This is a genomic window from Mammaliicoccus sp. Q-M61 (assembly GCF_022386055.1).
Lineage (GTDB): Bacteria > Bacillota > Bacilli > Staphylococcales > Staphylococcaceae > Mammaliicoccus > Mammaliicoccus sciuri_A.
The window spans coordinates 132,158-152,942 of record NZ_JAJNJL010000004.1; the positions used below are offsets into that span (position 1 = coordinate 132,158).

22 protein-coding genes are annotated in these 20,785 nt (G+C 32.0%); 15 read left to right on the top strand and 7 right to left on the bottom strand.

All coding sequences use genetic code 11. The features are described 5' to 3' along the window. Positions 1-153 precede the first annotated feature (153 nt). Both LQ677_RS07725 and cydC read left to right on the top strand, forming a co-directional pair. Entirely contained in the window at positions 154-1,767 is a 1,614-nt protein-coding gene (locus tag LQ677_RS07725) for an ABC transporter ATP-binding protein/permease (protein ID WP_191836371.1), read from the top strand. Continuing rightward, the gene (gene cydC, locus LQ677_RS07730) at positions 1,764-3,431 is read left to right on the top strand and encodes a thiol reductant ABC exporter subunit CydC (protein ID WP_191836363.1); all 1,668 of its coding nucleotides are present in this window, start codon (positions 1,764-1,766) and stop codon (positions 3,429-3,431) included. The genes LQ677_RS07725 and cydC overlap by 4 nt, the downstream gene beginning before the upstream one ends. Positions 3,432-3,525: 94 nt before the next feature. Here the strand turns inward: cydC and LQ677_RS07735 are convergent, their stop codons facing one another. Further along, positions 3,526-3,972: a MarR family winged helix-turn-helix transcriptional regulator gene (locus LQ677_RS07735; protein ID WP_025904738.1), complete on the bottom strand. Its 447-nt coding sequence runs from the start codon at positions 3,970-3,972 to the stop codon at positions 3,526-3,528. A 201-nt stretch (positions 3,973-4,173) separates the two neighbouring features. Between LQ677_RS07735 and LQ677_RS07740 the strand changes: the two genes are divergently transcribed. After that, positions 4,174-5,103 (top strand): CobW family GTP-binding protein, encoded by a 930-nt coding sequence (locus LQ677_RS07740; RefSeq protein WP_191836362.1) that lies wholly within the window; start codon positions 4,174-4,176, stop codon positions 5,101-5,103. A gap of 11 nt (positions 5,104-5,114) precedes the next feature. After that, a complete protein-coding gene (locus tag LQ677_RS07745) occupies positions 5,115-6,023 on the top strand; it encodes an aldo/keto reductase (protein WP_025904740.1) in 909 nt (302 codons plus the stop codon). Between the two features lie 70 nt (positions 6,024-6,093). Here the strand turns inward: LQ677_RS07745 and LQ677_RS07750 are convergent, their stop codons facing one another. Continuing rightward, positions 6,094-7,287, bottom strand: coding sequence for a M20 metallopeptidase family protein (locus tag LQ677_RS07750; RefSeq protein WP_126476685.1), 1,194 nt, complete (start codon positions 7,285-7,287; stop codon positions 6,094-6,096). 173 nt (positions 7,288-7,460) lie between these two features. On the opposite strand from LQ677_RS07750, the gene LQ677_RS07755 reads away from it, so the two are divergent. From LQ677_RS07755 to LQ677_RS07795, 9 genes are all read left to right on the top strand, one after another. Continuing rightward, positions 7,461-8,222 (top strand): DeoR/GlpR family DNA-binding transcription regulator, encoded by a 762-nt coding sequence (locus LQ677_RS07755; RefSeq protein ID WP_126476684.1) that lies wholly within the window; start codon positions 7,461-7,463, stop codon positions 8,220-8,222. After that, positions 8,219-9,130, top strand: a complete 912-nt coding sequence (gene pfkB, locus LQ677_RS07760) for a 1-phosphofructokinase (RefSeq protein ID WP_037589267.1) — start codon at positions 8,219-8,221, stop codon at positions 9,128-9,130. The genes LQ677_RS07755 and pfkB overlap by 4 nt, the downstream gene beginning before the upstream one ends. Positions 9,131-9,148: 18 nt before the next feature. Then, the gene (locus LQ677_RS07765; RefSeq protein ID WP_191836361.1) at positions 9,149-11,080 is read left to right on the top strand and encodes a PTS fructose transporter subunit IIABC; all 1,932 of its coding nucleotides are present in this window, start codon (positions 9,149-9,151) and stop codon (positions 11,078-11,080) included. A 203-nt stretch (positions 11,081-11,283) separates the two neighbouring features. Next, positions 11,284-12,072 carry an alpha/beta fold hydrolase gene (locus LQ677_RS07770; RefSeq protein WP_037589265.1) on the top strand — a complete coding sequence of 263 codons (789 nt, stop codon included), beginning with the start codon at positions 11,284-11,286 and terminating at the stop codon, positions 12,070-12,072. A gap of 234 nt (positions 12,073-12,306) precedes the next feature. Next, entirely contained in the window at positions 12,307-13,653 is a 1,347-nt protein-coding gene (locus LQ677_RS07775; protein WP_025904746.1) for a hemolysin family protein, read from the top strand. Between the two features lie 3 nt (positions 13,654-13,656). Further along, a complete protein-coding gene (locus LQ677_RS07780; protein ID WP_025904747.1) occupies positions 13,657-13,974 on the top strand; it encodes a DUF3817 domain-containing protein in 318 nt (105 codons plus the stop codon). A gap of 205 nt (positions 13,975-14,179) precedes the next feature. Next, a complete protein-coding gene (locus tag LQ677_RS07785) occupies positions 14,180-14,902 on the top strand; it encodes a pseudouridine synthase (RefSeq protein ID WP_107572598.1) in 723 nt (240 codons plus the stop codon). Between the two features lie 13 nt (positions 14,903-14,915). Then, the gene (locus LQ677_RS07790) at positions 14,916-15,743 is read left to right on the top strand and encodes an aldo/keto reductase (protein ID WP_239748265.1); all 828 of its coding nucleotides are present in this window, start codon (positions 14,916-14,918) and stop codon (positions 15,741-15,743) included. Positions 15,744-15,819: 76 nt separating this feature from the next. Next, positions 15,820-16,551 (top strand): YwiC-like family protein, encoded by a 732-nt coding sequence (locus LQ677_RS07795; RefSeq protein ID WP_239745068.1) that lies wholly within the window; start codon positions 15,820-15,822, stop codon positions 16,549-16,551. Positions 16,552-16,606: 55 nt separating this feature from the next. Here the strand turns inward: LQ677_RS07795 and LQ677_RS07800 are convergent, their stop codons facing one another. Together LQ677_RS07800 and LQ677_RS07805 are read right to left on the bottom strand one after the other, a co-directional pair. Beyond that, positions 16,607-16,855 (bottom strand): GlsB/YeaQ/YmgE family stress response membrane protein, encoded by a 249-nt coding sequence (locus LQ677_RS07800; protein WP_025904751.1) that lies wholly within the window; start codon positions 16,853-16,855, stop codon positions 16,607-16,609. 51 nt (positions 16,856-16,906) lie between these two features. Continuing rightward, entirely contained in the window at positions 16,907-17,548 is a 642-nt protein-coding gene (locus LQ677_RS07805) for a hypothetical protein (protein WP_037589261.1), read from the bottom strand. Between the two features lie 185 nt (positions 17,549-17,733). Here LQ677_RS07805 and LQ677_RS07810 point away from each other — a divergent pair, with 185 nt between their 5' ends. Beyond that, positions 17,734-18,072 carry a PadR family transcriptional regulator gene (locus tag LQ677_RS07810; RefSeq protein ID WP_025904753.1) on the top strand — a complete coding sequence of 113 codons (339 nt, stop codon included), beginning with the start codon at positions 17,734-17,736 and terminating at the stop codon, positions 18,070-18,072. Next, on the top strand, positions 18,065-18,733 hold the full coding sequence (locus tag LQ677_RS07815) for a DUF1129 family protein (protein WP_185805776.1): 669 nt from the start codon (positions 18,065-18,067) through the stop codon (positions 18,731-18,733). The genes LQ677_RS07810 and LQ677_RS07815 overlap by 8 nt, the downstream gene beginning before the upstream one ends. Positions 18,734-18,829: 96 nt before the next feature. Here the strand turns inward: LQ677_RS07815 and queE are convergent, their stop codons facing one another. Genes queE through queC form a run of 3 tightly spaced genes read right to left on the bottom strand, consistent with a single transcriptional unit; the run spans position 18,830 to position 20,632 of the window. After that, complete coding sequence (queE, locus tag LQ677_RS07820) at positions 18,830-19,540, bottom strand: 7-carboxy-7-deazaguanine synthase QueE (protein WP_239748266.1); 711 nt, start codon at positions 19,538-19,540, stop codon at positions 18,830-18,832. After that, entirely contained in the window at positions 19,533-19,964 is a 432-nt protein-coding gene (gene queD, locus LQ677_RS07825; RefSeq protein ID WP_191836358.1) for a 6-carboxytetrahydropterin synthase QueD, read from the bottom strand. The genes queE and queD overlap by 8 nt, the downstream gene beginning before the upstream one ends. Then, a complete protein-coding gene (gene queC / locus LQ677_RS07830) occupies positions 19,964-20,632 on the bottom strand; it encodes a 7-cyano-7-deazaguanine synthase QueC (protein ID WP_191836357.1) in 669 nt (222 codons plus the stop codon). Before queC ends, queD begins: the two co-directional genes overlap by 1 nt. Positions 20,633-20,785: the final 153 nt, after the last annotated feature.

Consider the following 20,785-nt stretch of genomic DNA (forward strand, 5'->3'; position numbering starts at 1 on the left):
CTCCTCTGTTTTTATGAAAGTCTGTGGTTATCTAGAGACAATCACCGTATCATCATTGTACCAAATATTACATTGTAATATGCTAATATTTAATAATACATTTTAGTTTATTTTTTTCGTAAAGGCGTTATAATGGAACAAGGTGGTGAGATTGTGAAAGATTTAACAAAGTATAGTATGCAGTATAAAACGTTGCAAATATTTATGTTTCTCGCTTCGTTTTTATTAAGTTTAACAGTCGTATTTCAAAATATATATTTAGGAAAAATTATTAACCAAATGCTCGTCGTAAAATCAAATGGACAACAACTTTATTTATGGCTAGCAATCTTGCTCATTGTATTGCTTTTAAGAGCATGCTTTAACTACCTTAATCAATTATCAGGACAAAAACTTTCTTATAAAGTTAAAAGAGATGTTAGACATCAATTGATAAATAATGAAACAGATAGAACTAAAATAACAATGATTACTGAAGTGGTTGAGGGTATACATCCTTTTTATGAATCATATTTGCCACAAGTCTTCAAATCAACCATTATCCCAGTATCGATTATCGTTACATTACTCTTTATTCATTGGCCAGCTGCGTTAATTATGATGATTACAGCGCCGTTTATTCCACTGTTCTATATTGTATTTGGGCTGAGAACTCGTGATAAAGCGAAAGACCAAATGCAATCGTTAGATCAATTTGCAGCAGAATTTATAGATTTAACAAAAGGTCTCGTATCGTTAAAACTTTTCAATCGAACACATGAAACGACTGAAAAAATCTATAAATCAAGTACGTCATTTAGAGATTTAACGATGGAAATTTTGAAAAGTGCCTTCTTATCAGGCTTAATGTTGGAATTTATCTCGATGCTTGGAATAGGTATAGTTGCGCTAGAAGTAGGGTTAAGATTAATCGTATTTCACGATGTATCTTTTGTAGTTGCCATTATTACTTTATTATTAGCACCAGAATTTTATAATGCGATTAAAGACCTAGGACAAGCTTTCCATACGGGTAAACAAAGTGAAGGTTATATAGAATTGATTGAAGATATGAATAATGAAGAATCTATACAAGCTTCAAACATTCAAATTTATTCAAATATGAATGATGAAGATATCATTCAATTTGATCATGTGTCATTCACTTACCCAGAGCGTAAAGATTTTGCATTTGATCAAATCAATATAAGTATAAAAGAAAATCATCATACAGCAATTATTGGACCGAGTGGTGCAGGTAAATCGACATTAATCAAACTTATGTTAAATGAATTGAATCCCAATGAAGGTAAGATTATTTATAAAAAACCACTCAAAATGGGGTATCTATCCCAAAGACCTTATATTTTCAGCGCATCTTTGTATGAAAATGTCACAATGTTCCAAAATTATGATGAAAATCGTGTTAGTGAAGTGTTAACTGAAGTGGGTTTACTTGAAAAAGTAAAACAATTATCTAAAGGTATGCATACGATGATTGGTGATGGTTATGAAATGTTGTCTGGTGGAGAAATGAGAAGAATAGAACTAGCCAGATTACTATTACTTGATCCAGATGTGGTTATTTTTGATGAACCGACAACTGGATTAGATATTGAAACCGAACAACTTATCGTGCAAACTGTTAACCAATTTGCGCATCAAAAGACTATTCTCACAATCGCACATCGAAAAGAAGTGTTGAGATATGCCACTGATTATATAGAAATTCATAATGGAACAGTTCAATCATATGACGCATCTCAAAAAGGTGGTGCTACGTCATGAAAAAATTAAAAATTAAATTTGATAAAGACTTCTATCTTTCTATTGTAATAGGCGTATTTGGCATGCTAACTGCACTTGGAATGTTTGCTTTAAGTGGATATATGATATCTAAAAGTGCGCTTGGAACACCTTTATATGCATTAATGATTTTAATTGTATCTATTAAGTTATTCGGTTTTGTTCGTGCAATAACTAGATATTTCGAAAGATTATATTCGCATCGTTCTACATTTACAATGTTGAGAGATATACGTGTTAACTTGTTTAATCAACTCATTCCAATCGTTCCAAACGTATTTAGAAGATACCGTTCGAGCGATTTATTAACGCAAATGGTAAACCACGTTGAACGATTACAAAATATTTTACTCAGAGTTTATTATCCACCAATTGTTATTATTATAACGACAGTTATAACAATACTCGTGATGATTAATTTCAATATATATGCAGGTGTGATTATAGGACTTTCAATGTTGATGTCAGTCATCATCATCCCTTATTTATCAGCTAAAAGAGCTGAAAGTTTGGCTGAATCTGTTCAACAAAGTGAAGAAACATATGTTGCTGAATACTTTGATTTTGAAAAAGGACGTTCAGAATTAAAAAGATTCCAACAATATCGTGCATTTAAAGAGAAAGTGTTAAATAAACAATATCAATATGAAGATAAAAAATATAAAGAACAGAAATTTTTAAGTTCTTATGACTTTATGCTGAATTTATCATCGATGGTGAGTATTTGGTGTATGACGATCTTATGTATTTGGCAAATTCAAGAAGGTGTATTAAACGCTGTATTCTTTGCGAGTATATTAATGATTACAATTACGTTATTTGAACAAGCTATCCCGATGACTAATGTTGCTTTTTACAAAGCGGATACAGAGCGAAGTCTTAAAAATATTGAAGAAGTCATCAATCAATCATTTGAATTACCTCAAGAACGTTCAGTTCAAAATCATGCATTGTATAAAGCAGAGAATGTAATGTTTAAATATGATTTTCAAGAAAGAGAAACGTTATCTCAAATTAACTTTGAAATAAATAAAGGAGATCATGTAGCTATTATAGGTCCTTCAGGTTCAGGTAAGACAACGATGCTTAATATATTAATGGGATTATATAGTGTGAACGATGGTACTTTATCCTATAAAAATGAACAGTTGTCTCATGTGATTCAAGAAGATTATGTGAATGAAATCAATACAATGTTGCAACATAATCATTATTTCGAAGGCACAGTAAGAGAGAATTTATTAATTGAAGTAGAAGATGAGCTGATGACAAACGTTCTTGCTGCCGTAAATTTAAATCATTTAAACTTAGATCAGCAGCTAACTAAAAACGCTGAGAATATTTCAGGTGGGGAACGTCAACGTTTATCATTAGCAAGATTATTGTTAAGAAAAGCACAAATATGGTTGCTTGATGAACCAACAGCTTCATTAGATGAAGAAAACGAAGAAAATGTTATGAATCTCTTATTAAATAAAGATGATACAATTGTGATTGTGACGCATAACTTGAAATATTTACAAAGCTTCGATCATATAATCGTCATGAATGAAGGACATATCATAGAACAAGGTAGTTATTCTCAACTCATTAAAGAACAAGGTTATTTATATAAAGTCATTCAATATAATGAACAATTAGAATAAATACTAGAAAAAAATAAGCATATCACTTTAAACTGAGCATTCAGTTGCGTGATATGCTTATTTATTTTGAGCAAGATGATAGATGCTTGCTGTATTATTTTTCTTGATTGATTTTATCTACATTATTGATCAATTTTTGTAATAAGTTGTTTAATTGATTAGTTTCTTCATCATTTAACTCTGATACATCTTGAATTAAATGTGAAGCTTGGTGTAAATGTGGTTTCATTTGTTCACTTTTTTCAGTTAGATGAACAAACACTTCTCTTTGATCTAATTCAGAACGTACACGTTTGATTAAATCTAAATTTTCCATTCTTTTTAATAAAGGGGATACAGTACCTGTATCTAGGGCTAAGTCTGTTACAAGCTTTTTGACATTGACCGGTGCGGTTTCCCATAAAATCGTTAATACTAAATATTGTGGATATGTAATATTGTACGTCTTGAAAATTTTGTTTGAATAATAGCGGTTAACTTGTCGTTGCGCATTATACAAATTAAAACACAATTGGTTTTGGATATCTAATTTATCCGGCATAATCTTTCCCCCAAACTACAAATGCAATGGTTCATTATTTTTTTGAAATCTCCTAATTCATTATATAATGAATAATTTTATTTTGTAAATATTTTAGTGGTGTGTAATTTATAAATATTTAAAGTATAAGTTATAGGATAAACTTTAAGTCTTTGTAGTTTCTGAACTTATATCATATAATTACAGAAAGGTGGTTTGAATATGAGTCAAAGTATGAAGAATAAAAATAAAATGGCAGTAACAATTTTGACAGGTTTTTTAGGTAGTGGTAAAACAACATTACTTCAAAGACTCATCATGAAAGCAAAGGAATCTGGTCAAAAGGTCGCAATCATTATGAATGAATTTGGTTCTTTTGATGTTGATAGCAATTTGTTAGGTGATGATGTCTCTACTCAAAGTTTATTAAATGGTTGTATATGCTGCTCATTGAAAGATGATATTGAAGTTGTATTACATAATTTATATCATAAAGACCAGCCTGATCTTGTATTAATTGAAGCGACTGGTATTGCGCATCCTGTAGAAGTAGTAGACGCATGTCAAAACCCTACATTAGTAGATAAAGTTGAAATGCCAACAATTATTGGTGTAATGGACGGGAAAAGATATTTAGAAAGATCGAGATATACCGTTCAGACGAAGCAATTAATGGAAGAACAAATGTTATATTCACATTTGATTATTATTAATAAGTCTGATGAATTATCTACTGAAGAAAAAGCGTCATTAGAAACGTCATTACAAACGATTAAGCATCAACCAGTTCTACACTTTACGCAGTTTTCAAATATTGATGGTGTTGAAATACCTGTAAATGAGGCTTTGTCACTTCAAGCTAAACATAGTCATCATCACGGTATTCAATCCATAAATTATACATTTAGTGGTCCGATAGAAATGGAATTATTAATGAATTTCTTAAGACAATTACCTGATTCAATTCTTAGAATTAAAGGATTTGTTAAATTTAGAGAAGAACCAGAACAAACTTATTTATTTCAATATGCATTTGGGGTACCTCAATATGAACCAGAAATAATGAATATGCCTTTAACAATTGTCATAATAGGTGAATCTATAGATAAAGCAAGTATTCGTAACAAGTTAGATATGTTGAATTTTTCTTAGGAGATGATGGGATGGAAAGAATTCGTATAAATAAACATGTTAGTTATTCTAGAATTGTACATGGTTTTTGGAGATTGAATGAATGGGGTTATAACAATCAACAATTAAATGATTTCATACATGAAATAGTTGATAGAGGCATTACAACAATGGATCATGCGGATATATATGGTAATTATACATGTGAATCATTATTTGGTGATGCATTAGCATTAACACCTAATTTAAGAGAGAAAATTGAAATCGTCACAAAATGCGGTATTATTTTACCGAATGATCAAATTGCTAAAAATACTGGTCATCGATATGATCAAAGTTATGATCATATTATTGAATCAGTTGATAAATCGCTATTAAATCTTAAGACGGATTACATCGATACGCTACTGATTCATCGTCCATCTCCATTAATGGATCCAGATGAAGTAACGCGTGCAGTGATGCATTTAGTTGAACAAGGAAAAATAAAAGCATTCGGTGTTTCAAACTTTAAATGTAATCAATATGAATTATTAAATGAAAGTTTGAAGAAAGAAATGTCTCATATCTCAGTTAATCAAGTTGAAGTTTCACCATATCAACTTGAAAATATTGAAGATTGTACATTAAATAGAATGTTGCAACATGATGTTAAAGTAATGGCATGGAGTCCATTAGCTGGTGGTAAATTATTTGATCAAAATGATGAAAAAGCAAGACGCATTATGGCAGTTATACAACCGTTAGCAGAAAAATATAACGTATCAGTGAGCACAGTGATTTACAGTTGGTTACTCAGATTGCCATCAAAAGTAATGCCAATTGTAGGTTCAAGTAAGATAGAAAGAGTTGACGAAGCTGTAAATGCTACGAAATTACAATTAACAGATCAAGAGTGGTTCGATATTTATGTCGCATCACGTGGTGAAGATATATTATAGTATGATAATGATATAAAAATGAGGCTAGAACCAATATACAGGTTCCAGCCTCATTTATTTTTAATAATATTTATTTTTCTAGTCTGTTTAATGTAATTTCTCCTAAAGATTTTGCTGCAACTTGCAAGCAATCTTCATTCACATCAAATTTAGGGTGATGATTCATATATGGTTCTGTTACGCCTTCAGGTTTACTGCCTACAATGTAGAATGAACCAGGAATTTTTTGTAGATAGTATGCGAAGTCTTCTGAACCTGTAACTTGAGGTATTTCAACTAATTGTTGGAAATAGTCACCTTTACTATTTGATAATATTTCTGCTACTTTATCAGTTTGTTCCGGGTGATTGTAAAGTACAGGATAACCAAATTGATAATCTAAGTCATATTCAATATCAAAGCCTACTGCAACACTATCTGCAATTTTTTTGATTTCTTGATACATTGTTTCTTCTAATTCGGGATTTAAATATCTAGCAGTACCTTTGATTGTAACGCTATCTTGAATTACATTGTATCCGCCTGGTGCTTCGAATGCGCCAATCGTAACGACACCCATATCTAATGGATCGATACGTCTTGATACAATCGTTTGAATAGCATTTACAAAGTTTGTCCCAGCAACTAATGCGTCATGTGTTTTGTGTGGACTTGCTGCATGTCCGCCTAAACCATTAATCGTCAACTTGAATGTTGAACTTCCTGAGAATGAAGGTCCTTTATTGTAACCAATAAATTCTGGTCCAGCTACTGGAACGATGTGGATACCATAAACTTCATCTAAGTCATCAAGTGCACCAGATTCTACAAGTGCTTTAGCACCACCAGGAGGTTTCTCCTCAGCATGTTGATGAATGATTTTAACTGTGCCAGGTAATTCTTCTTTAATTTCAATAAGTGCATCTGCAAGCCCCATTAAATAAGCAGTATGAGCATCATGACCACAAGCATGCATAACACCTTCATTTTGTGATTTGAAAGGAACATCTGTTTCTTCTGTTATAGGTAAAGCATCAAAGTCAGCTCTTAAACCAATCGTTCTACCTTCTTGACCACCTTTAATTTCTACAATAATAGCATGTTCTTTTTCTAAAGGTTGTGTTACTTTAACATCTTTGCCTTCGTAAAATGATTTAATATATTCAGCAGTTTGCGTTTCTTCAAATGATAGTTCTGGGTGTTGATGCAAATGCCTTCTAATATCAATCATGGCACTTTCTTTCTTTTCAATTAGGTTAAAAAGCTTTTCTTTTAAATTATTCATGATTTACCTCCTAAAATTATACTAGAAAAGTATAACAGTAATCTTTTACTGTATAAAATGATTGCACTTATAAAACAACTAAAAAATTTTGGTTGATTTTGGTTGATTGTGAACGAAAGTGATTGACAATGAAATGAAAACGTTTTATTATGTAGAGGAATAGGGGAGATTGTATGTTAACGACTGAAAGACATCAATTAATATTAGAAGAGATTAATCTACGGGAAACAGTATCTCTACAAGAACTTATTAATTTGACGAATTCAAGTACATCAACAATTAGGAGAGATTTATCTCAGCTTGAAGAAAGAGGTATGCTCAAAAGAGTTCATGGTGGTGCAACTCAAATAACAAAGCGCCATGAAGAGCGTAATATGACAGATAAAGAATCGCGACATCAAGATGAAAAACGAGAGATTGCACGATTAGCTGTCAGTCAAATTTCAGATGGAGATACGATATATTTAGATGCTGGGACAACTACTTTAGAAATGATTCCGTTCATTACACAACAAGATATTATCGTTGTGACAAATGGTTTAACACATGTAAGACCGTTATTAGAGAAAGGCATTTCTGTTTATATGACAGGTGGAGAAGTAAAGGCAACGACATTTGCGAATATAGGCGTAAATGCAGTTAAATCCCTTGAAAGATATCGTTTTGACAAAGCTTTTATTGGTATGAATGGCATTGATTTGAACTATGGGTTAACGACACCAGACCCTTACGAATCAGAAATGAAAGAAACGGCCATTCATTTAGCATCTCAAGTATATGTCTTGTTAGATCATTCTAAATTTAATGAAGTATCGTTTGCGGAAGTAACATATGATAAATCAATAGAGATACTAACTTCACAAAAAGCGATTCAAACATTAAATAATTTAAATCAATTTAAAGAAAAATATAACATTAACGGAGGACAAAAATGATATATACAGTTACGTTTAATCCATCAATTGATTATGTAATGTTTACCAATCAATTTGAAGTAGGTGAATTAAACAGAGCACATGAAACAAACAAGTTTGCTGGTGGAAAAGGTATCAATGTTTCTCGAGTACTTCAAACATTAGATATCAAAAGTACAGCAACAGGTTTTATAGGTGGATTTCCTGGAGATTTTATTAAAGATGCACTTAATCAAGCAAACATCTTAACTGACTTCGTAGAGGTTAAAGATGATACAAGAATCAATGTGAAATTAAAATCTGGTTTAGAAACTGAAATCAATGGTCCGGGACCAAATATTGAACCACATAACTATGAAGAATTTTTAACGAAAATGAAAAATACGCAATCAGAAGATACGGTTATAATTGCGGGCAGTGTGCCAAGTTCATTACAAAATCCAGTCTATCAAGAAGTAGCAGAAATACTTAAACAAACTGGTGCAAATTTAATCGTTGATGCTGAGAAAGATTTGATGAAATCAGTATTAGCGTATAATCCGAAATTTGTTAAACCAAATAAACATGAATTAGAAGAAATATTTGATAAACAAATTGAAACAGATCAAGAAGTTATTGAATGTGCTGAGCAATTATTGAATGAAGGTGCTCAAGCAGTCATCGTTTCACTCGGTGGAGAAGGTGCTATTTATGTGGATCAACAAACACGATTAAAAGCTATCGTACCAAGTGGTCAAGTTGTGAATACAGTTGGTTCAGGTGACAGTACTGTTGCTGGTATGGTAGCAGGATTAGAAGCTGGCAAAGATATAGAATCAGCATTTAAATTGGCAGTAAGCTGTGGTACAGCAACAGCATTTAATGCGGATTTAGCTAATAAAGAAGATATAGAAAAAATAATTTCTAAAGTAATCATTAAACATGTTTAAAATAGGGAGGTTATTAAAATGAGAATTACAGAACTATTAACGAAGGAAACCATTGCAATGGATCTTTCTGCAACAAGTAAAGATCAAGTCATTGATGAGTTAGTTGCACAATTAAACAGCGCTGGGAAATTAAGCGATGAGGCAACTTTTAAAGAAGCGATTCATGCAAGAGAGTCACAAAGTACAACAGGAATTGGTGAAGGGATTGCGATTCCTCATGCTAAAACAGATGCTGTACAGTCTGCAGCGATTGCTTTTGGTAAATCTGTTGAAGGTGTAGATTATCAATCATTAGATATGCAACCAGCTCATTTATTCTTTATGATTGCTGCGCCAGCTGGTGGTGCACAAACACATTTAGATGCCCTTGCAAAACTTTCAGGTATTTTGATGGATGAAGATGTAAGAGCAGAGTTATTACAAGCGAAAAGTAAAGAAGAAGTATTAAATATCATTAATAAGCATGATGATGAAGCTTCAGATGAAACTTCAGAAGCAGCAGCTGCAACGAATGCAGAAGCGGATTCAGAAAAAGGACTTGTATTAGCTGTAACAGCATGTCCTACAGGTATTGCACATACTTATATGGCTGCGGATGCATTGAAAAATCAAGCTAAAAAAATGGGTGTACCTATTAAAGTTGAAACAAATGGTTCAGGCGGTATTAAAAATCACTTAACAGATGAAGAAATTGAAAAAGCATCAGGTATCATTGTAGCTGCGGATGTGCATGTTGAAACAGATCGTTTCGATGGTAAAAATGTAATTCAAGTTCCGGTTGCTGATGGTATTAAACGTCCAGAAGAATTAATCAATATGGCGCAAGATACATCTCGTAAACCATTCGTAGCTAAAGGTACGAAACAAAGTAGTGCTGCTAGCAATGAAAAACAAAGTGTATCGAAGACGATATATAAACACTTAATGAATGGTGTTTCTAATATGTTACCACTCGTTATATCTGGTGGTATCTTGATGGCAATCGTATTCTTATTTGGTGAAAACTCATTCGATCCAAAGAGTGGACAATATAACGAATTTGCAGCTAATTTATGGTCGATTGGTAGCGAAAGTGCTTTTAAATTAATCGTGCCTATTTTAGCAGGTTTCATCGCTAGAAGTATTGCAGATAAACCTGGTTTCGCATCCGGTTTAGTCGGCGGTATGTTAGCAGTAGCAGGTGGTTCAGGATTCTTAGGTGGTATTATCGCTGGTTTCCTTGCAGGTTATTTAACAGAAGGTATCAAATATGTATTTAAGAACTTACCTCAAATGTTTGAAGGTTTAAAACCTACATTAATTTATCCAATTTTATCAGTATCACTTACTGGATTACTTATGGTGTACGTGGTGAATCCACCAACAGCATGGTTAAACAATTTATTATTAGATGGATTAAATAACTTATCCGGTTCTAATATTATGTTATTAGGTTTAGTAATTGGTGCAATGATGGCAATAGATATGGGTGGTCCATTTAATAAAGCGGCATATGTATTTGCGACAGCAGCGTTAACAGAAGGAAATGCAGCAGCAATTACGGCAGCTATGGTTGGTGGTATGATTCCACCAATTGCAATTGCAACAGCGATGTTAATCTTTAGAAAGAAATTTACGAAAGCACAAAAAGGTTCTATTATTCCAAACTATGTGATGGGATTATCATTCATTACAGAAGGTGCTATTCCATTTGCAGCAGCAGATCCATTACGTGTCATTCCATCAATGATGGTTGGTTCAGGTATTGGCGGAGCGTTAGCTTTAGGATTAGGTTCAAGAATTCAAGCACCACATGGCGGTATCTTTGTTATATTTGCAACTGACTTCGGTCATGTATTACAAACATTACTAGCAGTAGTTATCGGTGCATTAGTTGCAGCAATTATTTATGGTGTTATTAAACCTAAATTAACGAAAGAGCAACTTGAAATCGCTGAAGAAGTAGAATAATCAATATATCGTATTAAATTATAAGCTGTCTACAGAGTTGTGACTTTGTAGACAGCTTTTTTTATCATTACCTTAAATCCTCGGCCAAAAGTATGACACTGATTTAACATGTTTAAAATTGAAAAGTTGGGGAAATTTTTATATGATTAAATTAAATTATTATAATATGTAGAAAATGGTAAACATAGGGAAAGATGTGAACAATGTTATATTACAAGACAATTATTAAATCAAATGACGCAGAATGGGTTACGTTGATACACGGAGCTGGTGGTAGTTCTTCAATTTGGTTTAAACAAATGAGATATTATAGGAAACATTTTAATATATTACTCGTAGATTTAAGAGGGCACGGGAAGTCTGCGAATAAAGAATGGAAGAAAAATGATTCATTTGAACATTTAGCAAAAGAAGTTGTAGATGTATTGGATTATTTAAATATAGACAAGACACATATTATTGGTATGAGCCTTGGCACAATTGTTGGTCAAACAATGGCGCAATCATATCCGGAGAGAATAACGACATTGGTTTTAGGTGGGGCCATCATTAATGTGAATTTAAGGACTAAATTCTTGTTAGCTATCGGCCGTACGATTATGAATTTTGTACCGTATATGTTGCTTTATAAATTATTTGCTTACATCATTATGCCTAAGAAAGCTCATGAAGAATCTCGCTTGAGATTTGTGAATGAAGCTAAGAAAGTGTCTCAAAAACAATTTATTAAATGGGTTAAATTAACGAAGCTTGTGAATCCTTATTTAGCACATTTACAAGTTGCAACAAGAGATATTCCAACGCTCTTTATCATGGGAGAAGAAGACTATTTATTTATGCCACCAGTAGAAAGACTTGTTAAAGAAAATGAAAACTTTTCAATAGAAATAATAGAGCAAGCTGGTCACGTATGTAATATTGATCAACCAGAAGCTTTTAATAAAATTAGTTCTAAATTTATCATGCAACACGTTGGAACGACGACTATATAAAGAATGTATGTGTAGACTTCTACATTTACATTCTTTCTTATATCATTTAAATTGAGATAAAAATATGGTACACTAAAAATAATATGCTAATATCGGGGGAGGTGACGCTAAATGGGAAGGATTTAGTTTTGAAAACGTATATCATAAATAAACTTATTGAACAAAATCATACAAAGGTGGCCATAGCGTCACCGCAAAATATTTGGAGGTGAATCCCTAGAAATAGGGAACTAATTGGAAATTTCGACCATAATAAACTTTATTGTATTCTTTATATTAATTGCATTTACAATGGTATTTGTAGGATCTGAATTCGCGCTTGTAAAGGTGCGTATAACTAGAATTGAACAATTAATTTCTGAAGGAAGTAAATCAGCTAAAATTGTACATAAAATGATCAAAGAACTAGATTATTATTTATCTGCATGTCAGCTTGGTATTACTGTAACATCACTTGGATTAGGTTGGATTGGTGAACCGACATTTGAAGTTTTAATACATCCTGTATTAGACTTCTTTAACTTGCCAGACGCATTAACTACAACTTTCTCCATAGCGATCAGTTTCTTAATTGTAACGTTTATCCATGTAGTAGTTGGTGAATTAGCACCAAAAACGGTAGCAATTCAACAGGCAGAAAGACTTACACTTGTCTTCGGCCGACCATTATATTATTTCGGTATCGTTATGAAACCGTTAATTTGGTCAATGAATGGCGCAGCACGTATTCTAGTTAGGGCAATAGGTATTCAACCTACTAACGAAGAACAAGCAATGTCAGAAGAAGAATTAAAGCTTATCATGACTCAAAGCTATCAAAGTGGTGAAATCAACCACACTGAATTAGCTTATATGCAAAATATTTTCTCATTCGATGAAAGATTAGCAAAAGATATCATGGTACCTAGAACACAAATGGTTACATTAACAGAACCATTTAATATTGAAGAATTATTAGAAATTATAAATGAACATCATTACACACGTTACCCAATTACTGAAGATGGCGATAAAGACCATATTAAAGGCTTTATCAATGTTAAAGAATTTTTAACAGAATACGCTTCAGGTGAACAAATTAAAATTAATAACTACGTACATGACTTACCACTTATTCACGAAGTTACAAGAATTAGTGATGCATTAGTAAAAATGCAAAAAGATCATGTTCATATGGCGTTAGTTATTGATGAATATGGTGGTACAGCTGGTGTCATCACGATGGAAGATATATTAGAAGAAATCGTTGGTGAAATTCGTGATGAATTTGATGATGATGAAGTAAATGATATCATTCAAACTGGTGAAGATACTTACCAAATTAATGGACGTGTAACTTTATCAGAACTAGAAGAAAAATTCGGAATTGAATTTGTAGATTCAGACGATATTGATACAATCGGTGGTTGGTTACAAGCACATAACCCAGAAATTGAAAAAGACGACTATGTCGATACAGAATATGATAAATGGGTTGTCATTGATGTTGAAAATCACCAAATTAAGACAGTTGCTTTACACAAAGATTTTATAAAAGAAAGAAAAAGTATCTTTGACGAAGACGAAGAAGACGAGGATTAAAACGTGAGCAAAACTACATTAACATCATTATTTAGGTTTACAGGATATTTAGAAGGTGGATCATTACTGTTATTAGTATTTATAGCAATGCCTATCAAGTATATGTTGAGTAATCCAAATGTAGTTTCAGTATTAGGCATGATACATGGTGGATTATTTTCAATGTATGTCATTATGATATTGGTAATGGCACTGATTGTTAGAATTCATATAAAGTGGCCAGTCATTGCTTTTATAACAGCTTTTATTCCTTTTGGAACATTTATATTTGATCATTTCTTTATAAATGGCAAATCTTATGAAAAGATAACGCAATCATAAATTGATACGAAGAGCATGGGACAAACATTTGGATCCTGTGCTCTTTTTTTATTGTATTAATTACAAAAGTCGGTGGAAGTGTAACTAAGGCAGCCCATACAAAAGTCGTCAGAAGTCCAAAATAGACACATACTGTTTTGTTTTAATGAAGATCATCATGTAAAATAGGGAATATAGTAGATAGATTGAGAGAGGAACCATTTTTATGAGAATTAATAAATTTCTAAGTGAAGCTGGTGTATGTTCGAGGAGAGGTGCTGATAAATGGATAAGTGCTAATCGCGTTCAAATTAATGACGAATATGCGACACTAGGGTCTCAAGTTGAAAGTACGGATGTTGTGAAGGTTGATGGTGAAGTCATTACAATTGATAAAGGTTATGTTTATATAGCACTCAATAAACCGCGTGGTATTACATCTACTACTGAGAGACATGTTAAAGGTAATGTTGTAGACTACGTCAATCACCATGAAAGAATTTTTCATATTGGTAGATTAGATAAAGATTCAGAAGGATTATTACTCCTTACTAGTGATGGAGATATCGTTAATGAAATCTTGCGTGCTGAAAATCATCATGAAAAAGAATATGTCGTTTCAGTAGATAAGCCTTTAACGAAAGACTTCTTAAAGCAAATGTCTGAAGGTGTTGAAATTTTAAATCAAAAGACACTTCCAGCGAAAGTATCGCAAATTAATGATAGAACATTTAAAATTGTTTTAACACAAGGTTTGAATCGTCAAATTAGACGTATGTGTGAAACGTTAGGATATAATGTAAAAAAATTAAAAAGAATACGCATTATGAATATTAAGCTTGATGGTATTAAATATGGTGAATGGCGTGATTTAACGAAAGAAGAATTTGAAGAACTGACACGTTCGCTCGCTTATACACCTAAAAGAGACCGTATGACATCTAAATAAAGGGGATAATAAAATGGTTAAATTAAATAACAATGTAGAGATACCAGAATTAGGTTTAGGCGTATACAAAATTGGAGATGCAGATGTTGAGAGAGTCGTCCACACTGCAATTGATGCAGGATATCGTGCGATAGATACAGCTTGGTTTTATAAAAATGAAAAAGCATTAGGCGAAGCTTTAAAAACAGTCAATATTAATCGAGAAGATTTATTTATTACAACTAAATTATGGAATGACTTCCAAGGGTATGATGCAACTATTAAAGCGTTTAATGACTCATTAGAATCATTGCAACTTACGTATATCGATATGTATTTAATTCATTGGCCATGTCCTGCAGACGGATTGTTTATTGAGACGTATAAAGCATTAGAAACGTTATATAAAGAAGGCAAAATTAAAGCAATTGGTGTATGTAATTTTAAAGAACATCATTTAGATCAATTATTAGCTGAAACTGAAGTTATCCCTGCAGTTAACCAAGTTGAGTTTCATCCGTTATTTAATCAAAAAGCATTACAAGCATATTGTGAAAGTAAAAGTATTAAATTAATGGCGTGGAGTCCACTAATGAGAGGTGGGGAATGGTTAAATAACGCAGATTTACAAAGTATAGCAGATCAGTATAATAAGACTGTTGCCCAAGTTATTATTAAATGGCATTTACAACAAGGTAGACTCGTTATTCCAAAATCTCAAAACGATAATAGAATCAGAGAGAATTTTGATGTATTTAATTTTGAATTGAGTGATGAAGATTTAGCCAAAATCGACCAATTAAATACAGATGAACGACAATTTAGAGATCCAGATGAAGTTAAAATTGGAGATATGAAGTAAAATATAGAACCTTCACAGATTTGTTTGAATTAAGATGTATTTCATATGCATCTTTTAGTAAAATAAAACTGTGGAGGTGTTTTATTTGTTTAAATTTAAAAAACCAAATCAACATGGCGTATGGTCAATGATTGTACTACCAATCGCATTCGGAATTGCAGCAACTGGTTTTACATACTTTCATTTATTATTGTATTTAGGTGTACTGGCATCTTATTTCATGAGTGACCAAATTTTCTTCTACTTAAAGAAAAGGAAGAAAATAATAGGTTATATTTATACGGCAGGCATATTTGCTTTGATTGTCGTCATATGTTTTGTACCAATCGTATTACATAAACCCGTTACGATATGGATTTTTCTACTGATGGTACCTTTATCACTATTAAATGCCTATTTTGCTAAAAAGAAAAATGAAAGAGCATTTACTAATGATTTAATAGCTGTCTTGATATTCTGTTTATTTGGTGTGATCAGCGCTTTCTTAAATGTATCTATAACAGATGTACAATCTTGGTTACCAGTCTTTATATTAAGTTTCTTATATTTCTTCGGTACAATTTTATACGTTAAGACGATGATTAGAGAGAAAAAATCCGTAAAATATAAATGGTCATCTTGGATTTATCATTTATGTATAGTTGTTGTAGGATTCTTTATACATCCATTAGTTATGTTGATGTATATACCGAGTTTAATACGATCAATCGTTTTATATGGTAAGAAAATAAAAATTATGCATGTAGGTTTAATTGAAATAGCTAATTCAGTATTTGTATTAGTAGTTGGATCGATATTTTTACATTAAAAAAGCAACCATCCGCGGATGGTTGCTTTAACTTTATCTATTAATTGAAGATTAATTATTTTTTGATTAATTTCAAAATAAATGATAATACAAGAATTAAAATAATTGAACCGATTAGTGCTGGTATGATTGCGACGCCACCCCATACTGGACCTAGGTCTCCAAGTAAAGAACCACCAATCGCTGAACCAATTAAACCGGCAATAATATTACCGACTATGCCGCCAGGTATATCTTTACCTAATATAACACCTGCTAGCCAACCTATTAGGCCACCTACGATTAACATTAATATAAAGCCCATTTGAGTGTACCTCCTTATTTATATTTCTTATTTCTATATTTAAGTACCCTGTTATTCACTATGTGAAACATAATAAGAAGTTTTGAATAACTTTTGCCATAAAATAAACATAATATAAAAAAGGAACACTGGTATTAATAGAAACCAATGAGGCGTAAGGACAATCATACATATTAACGCCACAATCGATAATATCTCACCAACTAAACGCGGATGAATAAAGTATCGATATATACCATTTTGGTAAATTTTTGCGAGCCTTTTACCGTCTGATTCAATAGGTTCTGTGAATAACGATAAATAAGCAATGATTTGGCCAAATATAAATAAACTGACACCTAAATAAGGTACAGATTGATAAATTGAAAGTGTACTATCTAAATAAACAATGTTTAAAGACATACTAAATACAATCGTAATGATATAAAGTACGAAATATTGATTTTCAATGTAGTTTGGAACGTATTTAATTTGAATCCATGTATGTAAAAATGCCCATATAAGTAACATAGTCGTTACAGCAATCGTGATGAAGTTGATTTCTTTGATGATTATAAAGGATATTAAACCATTCAAAGCAATTGTGATTGAAATAGCGTAATGATTGATACGCGATTTCTTATTCATTACTACAAAGTTATATGACATCAAGACGATACACAGAATGATATTAATTGAAACGAGGAATGCCATATCTGTCTCCTGCCTTAAAATAGTCTCATCTAAGAATTATAACAATTTCTAAACATATAATCACTAAATATATGTTTTGTGAAAAAAATTAAAGACCCTTTGACAAATGAAGGAAACTTTAATAGTATAAAAGTAAGCTATCTTGTAATACAAAATAGCTGTAAAAATTGGAAGAGGTTATTAAGATGTCGACAATTAAGACACAGATGAGAAAAGGGTTATTAGATGCTTGTATTTTATCTATCATACAATCTCAACCAGTATATGGTTATGAATTATCTCGCAAATTAAATGAACATCAATTTACCGATGTAAGTGAAGGAACGATATATCCTATTTTACTTAGATTATTGAAGAAGGATTTTATTTATAGTGAGTTTAAGCATAGTGAACAAGGACCTAAAAGAAAATATTATTATATTACAGATAAAGGTCGCGAAGAATTAGAAATCGTACGAAAAGAATGGCTTGAAATTAAGGATCCTATTACTAAATTGTTAAAAGGGAGCAATGAAGATGTCTAGAACTACTAAACAACTCATCAAAGAAAACAACGAGAAGAGAAAGCAGCTAAATGAAACGGATTTAGAAGTTTATGAAGATTTCTTGTTATATGTTAGAACAGACTTGCGCGTAAATGAACATGAATCAGAAGTCATATTAATGGATGTTCTTGATCATTTATTAGAAGCTGTTTCAAATGGCACAACTGCAATTGAATTTTTCGGTCATGATGTTAAAGGTCATGCCGATGATATATTAAACGAACTACCGAATGAATCTAATAAAGCAATTTTAAAAATGGTAGGAATGGGTGTAGCTTACTTCTATAGTATATATTTTGTTATTACAGGTATCGTAGGTATATTTGTTGATTATAAGACACCACTTATATCTACACTTTTCCTATTACTTATTGTACCAATAGGTGGATTCTTTATTGTTAAAGCATTATTCAATATTATCCAAAGATATATCTTTGATAAATCTAAATATAAGAAAATAAAAGAATCAGCATATGCTGGACTATTAGTTGGTGTTATACCAGCAATTCTAATATTAGTACCTAATCTTGTATTTAAAGATATGATGAAAGTTTATATTCCTTGGTGGATCTTCCTTATATTAGGGATTGCGATTTATGTTATATATAAAGTTATGAAAAGACAGCCAAAAGCTGTATAAATAATAGACTAAAATAAATAAGCACATCACTTAATGAGAATTTTCAAGTAAGTGATGTGCTTATTTTATATTGTGTATGCTATTTCCTAGGAAATATTAAACACCTTTTTTATTGCTCCATAACAGTGTATGTAGCTGAGGTAGAACAAAAATATCATTTAAAGTATCATTCATTACTTTATCGATCAGTTGTTCATATTTTTCGAGTAATTTTTCAGTATGGTTTGAAACGCTATCGTCTAGATATGGATTACCTACTTGTAAATAGAATGGGATAGAAGGATATCGTTTGTGTATATCTTTAGCAAATTGATAGTCTGCTTCGTCGAAAATCACAACTTTGAGTGAAAGACTTTCTTCTATACATTGTGCGATAACTTCATCTAGTATTGTTAAATTAGGTTTCATACCAGAACTTGGTGGCTTAGGACTAATCGTTAAGTCATCGATTAGTGTCATCCATTCTTGGAATTTAGAGCCTTGAGTTTCAAGTGCGGTCTTTATATTTCTTGCTTTAAGTGCTTCTACAAAAGGTCCGATATTTTTAATCAGAGCAGGGTTACCACCTGATATCGTAACGTGTTGATATTTATTTGGAGCGAGTTGATCTAATTCTGAAATAATATCTTCTGGTTCAAGTAATCGAATATCATCTTTAGCAGAGCCATCCCATGTAAAACTTGAATCGCACCAACTACATCTATAATCACAACCACTTGTTCTAACAAACATCGTTTTTTGACCAATGACTGCACCTTCACCTTGAATCGTTGGACCGAAGATTTCTAACACTGGTATTTTAGGCATTGTTGTCACCTTTCTTAGTTGGACGGTAAACGACATAACTTGTAGGTGTTTCTCTCACAAATACTTGTACACATTTAGGTTGATTATCACGTTTATCTAGAGATGCTTGAACGATATTATAAATAGTTTGAGCAACTTGTTCAGTTGAAGGACTATAATCTTTGAATTCTTCAAAGTCATTTAAAAGTTGATGATCATAACGTTTATGGATTAATGATTTTAATTCGCTAAAGTTCACTAAAAAGCCCATTTTATCTAATTCGTCGCCAGCAATTGTTAAATTAACAAAATATGTGTGCCCATGTACATTCATACATTTACCAGCTTCTTCATGTGGTATATAATGTGCACTTGAAAAATTAAAGTCTTTATTCAGTTCGAAAGCATAAGGGTGTTGAACGCTCGGATAGATTTGTTGTAACATTATAAACTTCCTTTCGTTTCTAGGTATTGGTCTAATCCTTGTTTTCTTAATTTACAAGCAGGACATTCACCGCAACCATCACTCATCACACCGTTATAACATGTTAATGTTTTTTCTCTAACATAGTCTAATGCACCTAATTGATCACTTAGTGCCCAAGTTTCTTTTTTATTCAACCACATGAGCGGTGTATGAATGACGAAATCTTTGTCCATCGATAAGTTAAGGGATAAGTTCATAGATTTAATAAAGCTATCTCTACAATCTGGATACCCGCTAAAGTCTGTTTCGCAAACACCTGTAATAATATGTTTAGCACGAATTTGGTATGCTAATGCACCTGCAAATGATAAGAATAGTAAATTACGTGCTGGCACAAATGTATTAGGTATGCCGTTTTCATCATTTTCTATTTGCATTGAATGGTCTGTTAATGCATTAGGGGATAGTTGTGAAAGTAATGACATATCTAGAATATGATGCTTTAATCCTTGTTCTTTAGCGATATTTTCAGCAACTTTAATTTCTAAATCATGGCGTTGGCCATATTGAAACGTCACTAATTCTACTTCTTTAAAATGTTCTTTCGCGTAGAATAAGCATGTTGTACTGTCTTGTCCGCCACTGAACACAACAACTGCTTTTTCATTCTTTAATGTTTCTGACATAGTGTTTCTCCTTTATAAAGGCATAAAAAAAGCCTGCCTTCTATAAAAAGGTAGACGTAGGTGTCTAGTTTTTTATAGAGGGTGTAAGCTAGTAACCTCTTAGTTTATTGAATATACAAATGATAATATAATCAAATTGTAAAAGCAAGTTTA

Bases quoted from the DNA above. Each gene is read 5' to 3' on its own strand.
- LQ677_RS07800 (WP_025904751.1), bottom strand. From the start codon at position 16,855: ATGGGCTTTATATTAATGTTAATCGTAGGTGGCCTAATAGGTTGGCTA.
- LQ677_RS07735 (WP_025904738.1), bottom strand. From the start codon at position 3,972: ATGCCGGATAAATTAGATATCCAAAACCAATTGTGTTTTAATTTGTAT.
- LQ677_RS07785 (WP_107572598.1), top strand. From the start codon at position 14,180: ATGAGAATTAATAAATTTCTAAGTGAAGCTGGTGTATGTTCGAGGAGA.
- LQ677_RS07750 (WP_126476685.1), bottom strand. From the start codon at position 7,287: ATGAATAATTTAAAAGAAAAGCTTTTTAACCTAATTGAAAAGAAAGAA.
- cydC (WP_191836363.1), top strand. From the start codon at position 1,764: ATGAAAAAATTAAAAATTAAATTTGATAAAGACTTCTATCTTTCTATT.
- LQ677_RS07805 (WP_037589261.1), bottom strand. From the start codon at position 17,548: ATGGCATTCCTCGTTTCAATTAATATCATTCTGTGTATCGTCTTGATG.
- LQ677_RS07740 (WP_191836362.1), top strand. From the start codon at position 4,174: ATGAGTCAAAGTATGAAGAATAAAAATAAAATGGCAGTAACAATTTTG.
- LQ677_RS07770 (WP_037589265.1), top strand. From the start codon at position 11,284: ATGTTATATTACAAGACAATTATTAAATCAAATGACGCAGAATGGGTT.
- queC (WP_191836357.1), bottom strand. From the start codon at position 20,632: ATGTCAGAAACATTAAAGAATGAAAAAGCAGTTGTTGTGTTCAGTGGC.
- LQ677_RS07810 (WP_025904753.1), top strand. From the start codon at position 17,734: ATGTCGACAATTAAGACACAGATGAGAAAAGGGTTATTAGATGCTTGT.
- pfkB (WP_037589267.1), top strand. From the start codon at position 8,219: ATGATATATACAGTTACGTTTAATCCATCAATTGATTATGTAATGTTT.
- LQ677_RS07745 (WP_025904740.1), top strand. From the start codon at position 5,115: ATGGAAAGAATTCGTATAAATAAACATGTTAGTTATTCTAGAATTGTA.
- queD (WP_191836358.1), bottom strand. From the start codon at position 19,964: ATGTTACAACAAATCTATCCGAGCGTTCAACACCCTTATGCTTTCGAA.
- LQ677_RS07815 (WP_185805776.1), top strand. From the start codon at position 18,065: ATGTCTAGAACTACTAAACAACTCATCAAAGAAAACAACGAGAAGAGA.
- LQ677_RS07790 (WP_239748265.1), top strand. From the start codon at position 14,916: ATGGTTAAATTAAATAACAATGTAGAGATACCAGAATTAGGTTTAGGC.
- queE (WP_239748266.1), bottom strand. From the start codon at position 19,540: ATGCCTAAAATACCAGTGTTAGAAATCTTCGGTCCAACGATTCAAGGT.
- LQ677_RS07765 (WP_191836361.1), top strand. From the start codon at position 9,149: ATGAGAATTACAGAACTATTAACGAAGGAAACCATTGCAATGGATCTT.
- LQ677_RS07755 (WP_126476684.1), top strand. From the start codon at position 7,461: ATGTTAACGACTGAAAGACATCAATTAATATTAGAAGAGATTAATCTA.